Consider the following 12,419-nt stretch of genomic DNA (forward strand, 5'->3'; position numbering starts at 1 on the left):
GATCAGATACGTCAGATCAGGTCCCGCACCTGATAGGTGACCCCGAGAGGCGCGCATGACCTCTGTGCCCATGCCGATTCCGTCCCGTACGCAGTTCGTGCTGGACGCGATCAAACACCGCATCCTGACCGGGCAGCTGACGCCGGGACAGGCCCTGGTGGAGACCGAGCTCGCCGCGCAGTTCGGGGTGTCCAAGACCCCCGTGCGGGAGGCGCTCAAGACCCTCGCCGGGACCGGGCTGGTCGTGATGAGCCAGTACAAGGGCGTCACGGTGCGCATGGTGGACGCGGACATGGCGCGCGAGGTCTACGACGTACGGCTGCTCCTGGAACCCGAGGCCCTCCGGCGGGCCGTACGGCTCGGCGCCTCCCTCGACGCCGCGCGCGACGCCCTCACCCGCGCCGACGACGCCGGCGACACCGCCGAACGCTCCCTCGCCAACCGCGACTTCCACCGCGCCCTCTACCTTCCGTGCGGCAACCCGCTCCTCGGCCGGATGCTCGACGAGGTCCGCGACCAGGCCGCCCTCGTCTCCGCCGTCGCCTGGGCCGCCTCCCCCTCCTGGGAGCAGGAGGCCGGTGAGCACCGCGAGATCCTGCGGCTGGCGCTCGCGGGCGACGCCGACGGTGCCGCCCGCACCCTGCACGCCCACATCGCGTCCTTCGTCGACCGGGCCTTCCCCCGGGCGGCCGAGCAGGAAGGCCAGGAATGAGCAGCGTGGCGTTCGAGACCCAACGGGCGGCCCTGGCCGACGTGGTGGCCATCCCGGTGACCCCCTTCGCCGCGGACGGCAGCGTCGACCAGGACGCCCACCGGGCCCTGCTGCGCCGGCTCCTCGACGGCGGCGTCCGCACCCTGACCCCCAACGGCAACACCGGCGAGTTCTACGCCCTCGCCCCCGAGGAGCGGCGGCTCGTCACCGAGTCGACCCTCGACGAGGTCCGGGACGCGGCCGTCGTTCTCGTCGGTGTCGGGCACGACATCCCCACCGCCGTCGCCTCCGCCCGGCACGCCCGCGAGCACGGCGCACACATGGTGATGGTCCATCAGCCCGTCCACCCGTACGTCTCGCAGGCCGGCTGGGTCGACTACCACCGGGCGATCGCCGCGTCCGTCCCCGACCTCGGCGTCGTCCCGTACATCCGCAACGCCCAGCTCCCCGGCGCCCGCCTCGCCGAACTCGCCGACGCCTGCCCCAACGTGATCGGCGTCAAGTACGCCGTCCCGGACGCCGCCAAGTTCGCCGCCTTCGCCCGGGACGCGGGGCTCGACCGCTTCGTCTGGGTCGCGGGGCTCGCCGAACCGTACGCGCCCTCCTACTTCTCGGCCGGTGCCACCGGCTTCACCTCCGGCCTCGTGAACGTCTCCCCGGCCGTTTCGCTGCATATGATCGAAGCGCTTCGATCGGGCGACTACCCGGCCGCCATGAAGGTCTGGGAACAGATCCGCCGCTTCGAGGAGCTCCGCGCCGCGAACGGCTCCGCCGACAACGTCACCGTAGTCAAGGAGGCGCTCGCCTCCCTCGGCCTCTGCCGCCGCGACGTCCGCCCGCCCAGCAGGCAGCTGCCCGAGGAAGAGCGCGCCGAGGTCGCCGCCATAGCCGCCGGATGGTCGATATGAACGCACCCGACCCGACCCCGCCCCGCAGGAAGCCCGAAGAACTGCGCAGCCACCAGTGGTACGGCACCGACGGGCTCCGCTCCTTCAGCCACCGCGCCCGCACCCGCCAGCTCGGCTACCTCCCCGAGGAGCACCTCGGCAAGCCGGTCATCGCGGTCCTCAACACCTGGTCGGACATCAATCCCTGTCATGTGCACCTCCGTGACCGGGCGCAGGCGGTGAAGCGGGGCGTCTGGCAGGCGGGCGGATTCCCGCTGGAGTTCCCGGTCTCCACCCTCTCGGAGACCTTCCAGAAGCCGACCCCCATGCTCTATCGCAACCTCCTCTCGATGGAGACGGAGGAACTCCTGCGGTCGTACCCGGTCGACGGGGCCGTGTTGATGGGCGGCTGCGACAAGTCCACCCCGGCCCTCCTCATGGGCGCGGCCTCCGTCGACCTGCCCACCGTCTTCGTGCCCGCGGGGCCCATGCTCCCCGGTCACTGGCGGGGCGAGGTGCTGGGCTCCGGCACCGACATGTGGAAGTACTGGGACGACCGACGCGCCGGTCTCATCGGCGACTGCGAGATGGCGGAGCTGGAGAGCGGGCTCGCCCGCTCGCCCGGTCACTGCATGACCATGGGGACCGCCTCCACCCTCACCGCCGCCGCCGAGGCGCTCGGCGTGACCGTCCCGGGCGCGTCCAGCATCCCGGCCGTCGACTCGGGGCACGACCGGATGGCCGCCAGGTCCGGGATGCGGATCGTCGAACTCGTCCACCGGGACCTGCGGCTCTCCCGGCTCCTCACCCCCGAGGCCTTCGAGGACGCCGTCACCACCGTCCTCGGGCTCGGCGGCTCCACCAACGCCGTCATCCACCTCATCGCCATGGCCGGCCGCGCCGGGGTGCGGCTCACCCTCGACGACTTCGACCGCATCGCCCGCACCGTGCCCGTCCTCGCCAACGTCCGCCCCGGCGGCCGGAGACACCTCATGGAGGACTTCCACTTCGCGGGCGGCCTGCCCGGCTTCCTCTCCCGCATCCCCGACCTGCTCCACCTGGACCGGCCGACGGTGTCCCACGACACCTACCGCGAGCAGCTCGCCGGCGCCCGGGTGCACGACGACGACGTCATCCGGCCCCGTGACAACCCGGTCGCGAGCGAAGGCGGGGTCGCCGTGCTGCGCGGCAACCTCTGCCCGGACGGCGCGGTCATCAAGCACATCGCCGCCGAGCCCCGCCTGCTCAAGCACACCGGTCCCGCCGTCGTCTTCGACGACTACCGGACCATGCAGCGCACCATCGACGACCCGTCCCTCGGGATCACCGCCGACAGCGTGCTCGTCCTGCGCAACGCCGGGCCCAGGGGCGGCCCCGGCATGCCCGAGTACGGCATGCTGCCCCTCCCCGACCACCTCCTCAAACAGGGTGTGCGGGACATGGTGCGGATCTCCGACGCCCGGATGAGCGGCACGAGTTACGGCGCCTGCGTGCTGCACATCGCACCCGAGTCGTACGTCGGCGGACCCCTCGCACTCGTCCGCACCGGGGACTCCGTCACCCTCGACGTCGAGGCGCGCACCCTCCGGCTCGACGTGGACGACGAGGAGCTGGCGCGGCGCCGGGCGGAGTGGACGCCGCCGCCCGCCCGGTACGAGCGCGGATACGGCGCGCTCTACGACGCACAGATCACCCAGGCCGACACCGGCTGCGACTTCGAGTTCCTGGCCCGGCCGGGAGAAGTCCCGGACCCGTACGCGGGCTGACCGCCCGGCTTCCTTCGACGATCGTCGAAGCGCTTCAACCACGCCCATCGAGCAAGCGCTTCCTGCACCCGCTGTAACTGGCTCACTGCGAACGGAGAACAGGTCATGGCCCAAGCCGCAGCCGTGGCGAAACCGCCCGCGCCACCCCGGCGGCGCCGTGCCTCGGCGACGCCGCGCAGGCTGCCGTACCTGCTGATCGCCCCGGCGGCCCTGCTGATGCTGGGCTTCATCGCCTACCCGGTGCTCAGCGTCTTCTACTACAGCCTGCAGAACTACAACCCGACCAAGCCCTGGCGGAACGGCTTCGCGGGCTTCGGCAACTTCACGCAGGCCTTCGCGCACGACCCGCAGTTCTGGGACACGCTGACCTTCAGCGCCAAGTGGGTCGTCGCGGAGGTCGGACTGCAGCTGCTGTTCGGACTCGCGCTCGCGCTGATCGTCAACCAGACCTTCGCGGGGCGGGCGTTGGGGCGGGCACTGGTCTTCTCGCCGTGGGCGGTCTCCGGCGTGCTGACCTCCGCGATCTGGGTGCTGCTCTACAACTCCCAGACGGGCGTCACGCGTTACCTCGCGGACGCGGGGATCGGGTCGTACGGCACCAGCTGGCTGTCGGACACCTCGACCGTTTTCCCGGCGGCCGTCGTCGCCGACCTCTGGCGGGGCGTGCCGTTCTTCGCGATCCTCATCCTCGCCGACCTCCAGTCCGTGTCCAAGGACCTGTACGAGGCGGCGGAGGTCGACGGGGCGAGCCGCCTCAAGCAGTTCTGGCACATCACCCTGCCGCACCTCAAGGACGCCATCGTCCTGTCCACGCTGCTGCGCGCGGTGTGGGAGTTCAACAACGTCGACCTGCTCTACACCCTGACCGGAGGCGGCCCGGCCGGGGAGACGACGACCCTTCCCCTCTACATCGCCAACACCAGCGTCGACGCCCACAACTTCGGCTACGCGTCCGCACTGACCACGGTGGCCTTCGTGATCCTGCTCTTCTTCTCCGTCGTCTACCTGCGGCTGAGCAAGTTCGGGGGCGAGGCCAAGTGATCACCGAGATCGCCCCCGCGGCCGAGCCCGCCGTGTCCGAGCCCGCCCGGCCCGGGAAGAAGCGCCGCGCCTGGGACGAGGCCCCCCGCTGGCAGATCTACCTCCCCCTCGGGATCTACCTCCTCTTCACCCTGATCCCCTTCTACTGGATCCTGCTCTTCGCCCTCCGCCCGGCCGGCTCCACCTCCCTCGTCCCCTGGCCGGCCACCTTCGACCACTTCCGGAAGGTGTGGACCGAGCGCAGCTTCGGCACCTACTTCACCAACAGCGTCTACGTCGGCGTCTCGACCCTGCTGCTGACCACGGTCGTCGCGCTGGCCGGCGGCTACGCCCTGGCCCGCTTCGACTTCCGGCTCAAGCGCGGCTTCATGCTCGCCCTGCTCTGCTCCCAGTTCGTGCCGGGCGCGCTGCTCCTGGTTCCGCTCTTCCAGATCTTCGCCAGGCTCCAGATGATCAACTCCCTGGGCAGTGTGATCGTCGCCGAGACGGTCTTCCAGCTCCCGCTGTCGATGATCCTGATCAGCGGCTTCATCCGGAACGTGCCGTACTCCCTGGAGGAGGCCGCCTGGGTCGATGGCTGCAACCGGCTCACCGCCTTCCGGATCGTCGTCCTGCCGCTGCTGCGGCCCGGGCTGATCGCGGTCGGCTCCTTCGCCTTCGTGCACGCCTGGAACCACTTCCTGTTCGCCCTGATGTTCCTCTCCGACCAGAGCAAGCAGACCATCCCCGTCGGCCTCAACACCCTGATGAGCTCCGACAGCGTGGACCTGGGCGCGCTGGCCGCGGGCGGGATCATCGCCGCCGTACCCGTCGTGATCGTCTTCGCCTTCATCCAGAAGTGGCTGATCACCGGCTTCGGCGCGGGGGCGGTGAAGGGATGAGACACCTCACGGGCGGCCCGCGGCAAACGCTTACCCTGCACGCAAAGATCGACGACGCAGGGAGGACCCCATGACCATCGACCTCGTCCTGGCGGGCGCGCGCGGCCACGGCCGCTGGCACCTGGAGAACATCCGCCGGCTCCAGGAGCAGGGCGTCGTACGGCTCGCCGGGATCTGCGAGCTGACCCCGCTGGGCGCGGACGAGCTGCCGGAGGGGCTCGGGCAGCCCGCCCAGTCCGCCGACTTCGGCGCCCTGCTCGACGCCACCGGCGCACGGATCGCGGTGATCTGCACGCCGATCCCCACCCACACCGACCTGGCCCTGACGGCCGCCGAGCGGGGCGTGCACGTGCTCCTGGAGAAGCCGCCGGCGCCGTCGTACGCCGAGTTCCGGCGGATGGCCGACGGGGTCGCCAAGGCCGGTGTGGCCTGCCAGATCGGCTTCCAGTCGCTGGGCTCGCACGCCGTGCCCGCGATCCGGCGGCTGATCGCGGAGGGTGCCATCGGCGAGGTGGTGGGCGTGGGCGGCGCGGGGGCCTGGGCCCGCGCGGAGTCCTACTACCGGCGGGCGCCCTGGGCCGGCAAGCGGCGGCTGAACGGCGTCGACGTCGTCGACGGGGTCCTCACCAACCCCCTCGCGCACGCCGTCGCCACCGGCCTCGCCCTGCTCGGCACCGACCGCGCCGAGGACGTCACCGGCATCGAGACCGAGCTGCTGCGTGCCAACGACATCGAGTCCGACGACACCTCCTGCGTCCGCGTCACCACCCCGCGCGGCCCGGTCACGGTCGCCGCCACGCTCTGCGCCGAGGAGCCGGGCGACCCGTACGTCCTGGTGCACGGCACCGGCGGCCGGATCACCCACTGGTACAAGCAGGACCGGGTGCTGGTGCAGCGGGCGGGCCACGGCCCGGAGGAGATCGAGTACGGCAGCACGGACCTGCTGGAGAACCTCGCCGACCATCTCACCACCGGCGCCGCCCTGCTGGTGGTGCCGGACGCGACCGGCGCCTTCATGAAGGTCGTCGAGGCGATCCGGCTGGCCGGCGACCCGGCCGCGCTGCCCGCCGACGCCTGGCACTACCTGCCCGGGGCGGAGCGCCGGGTGGTGACCGGCATCGACGCACTGGTCACGGCCAGCGCCGACAGCCTCTCCCTCTACTCCGAACTCGACGCCCCCTGGGCACCCCCGAACGAGGTGCACGGCTGACGGACGGCCTGCCGCCGCGGACGCCGTCTCCTCACCGCTCCACAGCTCCCTTTCTCCGTTGGATCCCGACGAAGCGACCCGTAGAAGAGACAGAAGAGAGCCGACCAATGAAGAGCAGCATCCGCAGAAGCAGGCGCGCGGCCGTCGCCGTCGCCCTGGGTTCCGTACTCGCGCTGACCGCCACCGCCTGCGGTGACGACGGCAGCGGCAGCGCGGGGGACAAGGGCGGCGAGGGCTCCGGGAAGGGCACGATCACCTTCTGGGACAACAACGGCGGTGTCCGCACCGACGTCTGGAAGGAGATCATCGCCGACTTCGAGAAGGCCAACCCCGACATCAAGGTCAAGTACGTGGGCGTGCCGGCCGCCAGTGTCCAGTCCAAGTACGACACCGCCATCCAGGGCGGCGGGCTGCCCGACGTCGGCGGGGTCGGCACCGCGATGCTCGCGGAGATCGCCGCGCAGGGGGCGCTGGAGCCCCTGGACAGCCGGCTCGCGAAGAGCTCGCTGAACGGCAAGCTCAACGAGAAGTTCCTGGAGAGCGTGAAGTCCGCGGGCGGGGACGGAAAGACGTACTCCGTGCCGACCTCCGCGAACAACGGCACGCTCTGGTACCGGACCGATCTGTTCAGCGCGGCGAAGCTGGACCCGCCGACCACCTGGACGAAGTTCTACGAGGCCGCCGCCAAACTCACCGACCAGGGGAAGAACAGGTTCGGGTACACCATCCGGGGCGGCGAGGGATCCATCGCCCAGGCGCTGGACGCCATGTACGGACAGAGCGGGATCACCTCCTTCTGGAACGGTGACAGAACCACCGTCAACGACCCGGAGAACGTCGCCGCCCTGGAGAAGTACGTCGGGCTGTACAAGAAGGACACCCCGTCCGCCGACGTCAACAACGACTTCACCAAGATGGTCGCGCAGTGGGACTCCGGCACGATCGGGATGCTGAGCCACAACCTCGGTTCCTACGCCGACCACGAGAAGGCGCTGAGCGGGAAGTTCAAGGGGATCCCGAATCCGACGCTGGACGACGGCACCCGGGTGCAGGTCTCCAACCCCGTGGACGGGCTCGCCCTTTTCAAGTCCGGCAAGAACAAGGCCGCCGCCTGGAAGTTCGTCGAGTTCGCCGCCTCGCACGAGGCCAACAGCAAGTGGAACGAGTCGGCGGGGCAGGTGCCGGCGAACAACGAGGCCGCGCAGGATGCGTGGGTCCAGGCGTCGGAGCCGACGGCTCTGGCCGCCGAGGCCTTGAACGGGGCGTCGACCAAGATCGTGCAGCTTCCTTACTACCTGCCGGACTGGAACACCGTTTCCAAGGCCGACAACGAGCCGAACTTCCAGAAGGTGCTGCTCGGCAAGATGACGGCGAAGGAGTTCCTGGACACGTTGGCCGACCAGCTCGACAAGGCGCAGGCCGACTGGAAGGCCCATCACTGAGAGTTCGGGTGGGTTCGGTTGTGGGGAGCTGCGGGTTCGTCGTGGCTGGTCGCGCAGTTCCCCGCGCCCCCAAGTAGGAAACCTCATCCCCTGTTTGAAAGGCGACCCGCGTGTCCCTTACGCGCAGGCAGGTAACTTCTGTGGCCCTCGCCGCCGTTCCTCTCGGCGGCCGTTCTCCGGCCAGAGATCGGCGAACGCTCTACATCGCCGGTGATTCCACCGCCGCCCAGAAATACGCCGACGCGGCTCCGGAGACCGGGTGGGGAATGGCGCTTCCCTTCTTTCTCCGGAAGGAAATTCCCGTCTCCAACCAAGCGGTCAACGGCCGTAGTTCCAAGAGCTTCGTCGACGAGGGGCGGCTTGACGCCATCCTCGCCGCCATCCGGCCGCACGATCTGCTGGTCGTCCAGTTCGCGCACAACGACGAGAAGAGCGACGACCCCACCCGGTACACCGAGCCCTGGACCACCTACCAGGACTACCTGCGGCTGTACATCGAAGGCGCCCGTGCGCACGGTGCCCGGCCGGTGCTCGCCACGCCCGTCGAGCGCCGGCGGTTCGACGCCGACGGCAATGCCGTGCCGACGCACGGGGAGTACCCGGCGGCGATGCGCGCGCTCGCCGCGCGGGAGGGCGTCGCGCTGCTCGACATCGAGGCGCTGTCGCTCGCGCTGTGGCAGTCGCTCGGGGTCGAGGCGACCAAGACGTACTTCAACTGGACGGACACCGAGCAGGACAACACGCACTTCAACCCGCCGGGGGCCATCGCCGTGGCCCGCCTCGTGGCGCAGGAGCTGCTGCGTACCCGGGTGCTGGCCCGGCACGACGTCATCCGGCTGCACAAGGACATCCCCACGTCCTGGATCACCTGGCCACCCGCAAGCTGAGGAGACCCGCACAGTGCGCATACAGAGATGTCATGGACGCGTCATGATGACGATTGTCGGCTGCACGGCTCTCGTGCTGGCCGTGACCGGAACCGCCCAGGCCGCCGGAGTCAACCGGGTCGCGCTGGACCGGCAGGTGCTGGCCGCGAACGACGGCTGGGGCGCGGCCACCACCGGGACCACGGGCGGCTCCGCCGCCGACGCCGCGCACGTCTACACCGTCACCACCTGGGACGAGTTCAAGGCCGCGCTCGCGGACGGCGGCAGCGCGCCGAAGATCGTCAGAGTCGAGGGGACGATCGACGCGGACGGGCCGAGCTGTGACTCGTTCGCCGTGCCCGGCTACGACTTCGACGCCTACCTCGCGAAGTACTCACCCGAGGCCTGGGGGCACTCCACCAACCTCGACAGCGAGCCCGACGACAGTCCGGAGGGGCTGCGCCGGGCCTCCCAGGCCGCCCAGGACGCCTACATCAAGGCGTACGTCCCGGCCAACACCACCATCGTCGGCATCGGCAAGGACGCCGGTTTCAAGGGTGCCAGCCTGCAGATCAAGGCCGTCGACAACGTCATCGTCCGCAACCTGGGCTTCGAGAGTCCCCTCGACTGCTTCCCGCAGTGGGACCCGACCGACACCGCCGACGGCAACTGGAACTCCGAGTACGACAGCGCGGTGATCTACGGGTCCACCCACGTGTGGATGGATCACAACACGTTCACCGACGGCGACCACCCGGACAGCACCCTGCCGTACTACTTCGGGCGGATCTACGAACAGCACGACGGCGAACTGGACATCGTCAAGGGCGCCGACTACGTCACCGCCTCCTGGAACGTCTTCGCGGACCACGACAAGACGATCCTGATCGGCAACAGCGACAGCGCGTCCACCGCGGCCGTCGACCGGGGGCACCTCAAGGTCACCTTCCACCACAACCTGTTCAGCAACCTGGTGGAGCGGGCGCCGCGGGTGCGGTTCGGGCAGGTCGACTCCTACAACAACCACTTCGTCGCCGAGGACGGCTACGGCTACAGCTACGGCATCGGGATCGAGTCCCAACTCGTCGCCGAGCACAACGCGTTCACCCTGCCCGACAGCGTCAGGGCCGGTTCGGTCCTGAAGAAGTGGAACGAGTCGACGCTCACCGCCGACGACAACTACGTCAACGGTGAGCCGACGGACCTGATCGCCGTCCACAACGCGCAGATCCCGGCGGAGACCCTCACCGCGGGCTCGACCTGGACCCCGACCCTGCGGACGAAGGTCGACCCGGCGCCGGCGGTGCCGCGCATCGTCGACTGCGGCGCGGGCGCAGGCCACCTGCGCTGACACGCGCTCGACGCGGCCGGGGCGTGCGACGCGGTCCGCCCCGGCCTCACCCCCCACGGCAAGGAGTACCGCCACCCCCTTCCCTCTTCAAGGAGCACCCGCATGTCCTCGCCCCACCTCCCCCTGTCCAGACGGGGTGTCCTGCTCGCGGGCGCCGGGGCGGGCGCCGCGCTCGCCCTGGCCGCCCTGCCCGCACACGCCACCGCCCGCCCCTTCGGGCGGTACGGCTCCCCGGAGCGCCGCCGCACTCCGCGGACCCTGTACGTCGACCCGTACGGCCGCGGCGACCTCACCACCGTCCAGGCCGCCGTGACCGCCGCCACCGGCAGCGGCTGGACGCTGGTCCTCGCCCCGGGCGTCTACCGGGAGACGGTCGCCGTCGACACCACCCGCACCGAGGCCACCTGGATCGGCGCCACCGAGAACCCGCGGGACGTCGTCATCGTGTACGACAACGCGGCCGGCACCCCCAAGCCCGGCGGCGGGATCTATGGCACCACCGGCTCCGCCACCACCACCGTGCAGGCCGACGGCTTCACCGCCCGCTGGATCACCTTCGCCAACGACTGGCTGCGCGCCGACCACCCCGACATCACCGGCACCCAGGCCGTCGCCCTCAAGGTGCAGGGCGACCGCAGCGCCTTCCACCACTGCCGGTTCCTCGGCCACCAGGACACCCTGTACGCCGACTCGACGGGCCTCGGCGTCTTCGCCCGGCAGTACTTCGCGCACTGCTACGTCGAGGGCGACGTGGACTTCGTCTTCGGGCGGGCCACGGCGGTGTACGAGGGATGCCACTTCCGCACCCTGGACCGGACCGACCTGGCGGCCGCCCCCTACGGGTTCGTGCTCGCCCCGTCCACGGCGAACGCCAACCCGTACGGGTACCTGGTGAGCCGGAGCCGGATCAGCAGCGCAGCCCCGGACGCCGCCTACAAACTGGCCCGCCCCTGGGTACCCAGCTCCGACATCACGGCCCGCCCCTCGCTCGTCGTGCGCGACTCCTGGCTCGGCCCGGGCATCGACGCCGTCGCCCCCTACACCAACATGTCGGACGCCTTTCCCTGGGAGTCCATGCGGTTCGCCGAGTACCGCGACACCGGGCCCGGCGCGGCGATCACCGTCCCCGGGAACCGGCCCCAACTCACCCCGGAACAGGCGGAGTCCGCGACCCGGGAGGCCTGCCTCGGTGACTGGACTCCCTGGAAGGAGTGCTGACGTGCCGACCCGACGCGCCCTTCTCGCCGCCGGAGCGGCCGCGGTGGCCGTGGGCTCCGCCTCGGCCCTCACCCGGGACCGCCGGGTCCTGCACGTCCGGCCCGGTGACTCCGTCCAGGCGGCCGTGGACGCGGTGCCGGGGCGGGGGTGGACGATCGTCGTGCATCCCGGAACGTACCGCGAGACCGTCGACGTGCCTGCCGACAAGGAGGAGTTGACCCTGCGGGGCGCGAGCCGTGATCCCCGTGCCGCGGTCGTCGTCTACGACAACGCCAACGGGACGCAGCGACCGGACGGTTCGGGGACCTACGGCACGGCCGGCTCGGCCACCTTCACCTCGGCGGCCGCCGGGCTCCGGGTGCGCGACCTCACCTTCGCCAACGACTGGCTGCGCGCCGACCACCCGGACATCACCGGCACCCAGGCCGTCGCCGCCTACCTGACCGGGGACCGCACCCACGTCGAGAACGTCCGGCTCCTCGCCCACCAGGACACCCTGTTCGCCGACACCACCGCACTCGGCTCCTTCGACCGGCAGTTCTTCCGCGGGTGCTACATCGAGGGCGACGTCGACTTCGTCTTCGGGCGGGCCACCGCGGTGTACGCGCACTGCCACTTCCGGACCCTGCAACGGGACGTGACCTTCACCCCCAAGGGCATGGTGTTCGCCCCCTCGACCGCCCGTGCCGACCCGCACGGGTTCCTCGCCGTCCGCTGCCGGTTCACCTCCGGCGCGGAGGACGGGGCGTACAAACTGGCGCGACCCTGGGTGCCGTCGTACGAGACCACCGCCTGGCCCTCGCTGGTCGTGCGGGACAGCCTCATCGGCCCCGGGATCGACCCCGTCGCGCCCTACACGAACATGCGGGACGCCTACCCCTGGCAGTCCATGCGGTTCGCCGAGTTCCGCAACTCCGGGCCGGGCTCGGTGATCACCGTCCCCGGGAACCGGCCCCAGCTCACCGATGCCGAGGCCGCGTCGCACACCCCCGCGACCTACCTCGGCGACTGGAGACCGCAACAGACCAGTTCCCTCTGATCGACG

General features: G+C 70.6%; 11 protein-coding genes. All 11 read left to right on the top strand.

The annotated features are described in order from the left end of the window. Positions 1-55: 55 nt before the first annotated feature. Positions 56-712, top strand: a complete 657-nt coding sequence (locus tag ABZ887_RS07800) for a GntR family transcriptional regulator (protein ID WP_361284230.1) — start codon at positions 56-58, stop codon at positions 710-712. Next, the gene (locus ABZ887_RS07805) at positions 709-1,620 is read left to right on the top strand and encodes a dihydrodipicolinate synthase family protein (protein ID WP_361284233.1); all 912 of its coding nucleotides are present in this window, start codon (positions 709-711) and stop codon (positions 1,618-1,620) included. The genes ABZ887_RS07800 and ABZ887_RS07805 overlap by 4 nt, the downstream gene beginning before the upstream one ends. Further along, positions 1,617-3,365, top strand: coding sequence for an L-arabinonate dehydratase (gene araD / locus ABZ887_RS07810; RefSeq protein WP_361284236.1), 1,749 nt, complete (start codon positions 1,617-1,619; stop codon positions 3,363-3,365). The genes ABZ887_RS07805 and araD overlap by 4 nt, the downstream gene beginning before the upstream one ends. A gap of 105 nt (positions 3,366-3,470) precedes the next feature. Continuing rightward, positions 3,471-4,406 (top strand): sugar ABC transporter permease, encoded by a 936-nt coding sequence (locus tag ABZ887_RS07815; RefSeq protein ID WP_361284239.1) that lies wholly within the window; start codon positions 3,471-3,473, stop codon positions 4,404-4,406. Beyond that, positions 4,403-5,287 carry a carbohydrate ABC transporter permease gene (locus ABZ887_RS07820; protein ID WP_361284242.1) on the top strand — a complete coding sequence of 295 codons (885 nt, stop codon included), beginning with the start codon at positions 4,403-4,405 and terminating at the stop codon, positions 5,285-5,287. Before ABZ887_RS07815 ends, ABZ887_RS07820 begins: the two co-directional genes overlap by 4 nt. A 70-nt stretch (positions 5,288-5,357) precedes the next feature. Beyond that, positions 5,358-6,497 (top strand): Gfo/Idh/MocA family oxidoreductase, encoded by a 1,140-nt coding sequence (locus tag ABZ887_RS07825; RefSeq protein ID WP_361284245.1) that lies wholly within the window; start codon positions 5,358-5,360, stop codon positions 6,495-6,497. Between the two features lie 107 nt (positions 6,498-6,604). Then, the gene (locus ABZ887_RS07830) at positions 6,605-7,939 is read left to right on the top strand and encodes a sugar ABC transporter substrate-binding protein (protein WP_361284248.1); all 1,335 of its coding nucleotides are present in this window, start codon (positions 6,605-6,607) and stop codon (positions 7,937-7,939) included. A 110-nt stretch (positions 7,940-8,049) separates the two neighbouring features. After that, positions 8,050-8,826 (top strand): rhamnogalacturonan acetylesterase, encoded by a 777-nt coding sequence (locus ABZ887_RS07835; protein WP_361284251.1) that lies wholly within the window; start codon positions 8,050-8,052, stop codon positions 8,824-8,826. A gap of 43 nt (positions 8,827-8,869) precedes the next feature. Continuing rightward, positions 8,870-10,156, top strand: a complete 1,287-nt coding sequence (locus ABZ887_RS07840; RefSeq protein WP_361284254.1) for a pectate lyase — start codon at positions 8,870-8,872, stop codon at positions 10,154-10,156. Between the two features lie 102 nt (positions 10,157-10,258). Further along, complete coding sequence (locus ABZ887_RS07845) at positions 10,259-11,374, top strand: pectinesterase family protein (protein ID WP_361284256.1); 1,116 nt, start codon at positions 10,259-10,261, stop codon at positions 11,372-11,374. Between the two features lie 49 nt (positions 11,375-11,423). Continuing rightward, positions 11,424-12,413 (top strand): pectinesterase family protein, encoded by a 990-nt coding sequence (locus ABZ887_RS07850; RefSeq protein ID WP_361284642.1) that lies wholly within the window; start codon positions 11,424-11,426, stop codon positions 12,411-12,413. Positions 12,414-12,419: the final 6 nt, after the last annotated feature.

It is taken from the genome of Streptomyces sp. NPDC047061 (assembly GCF_040643955.1).
Taxonomy (GTDB): Bacteria; Actinomycetota; Actinomycetes; order Streptomycetales; family Streptomycetaceae; genus Streptomyces.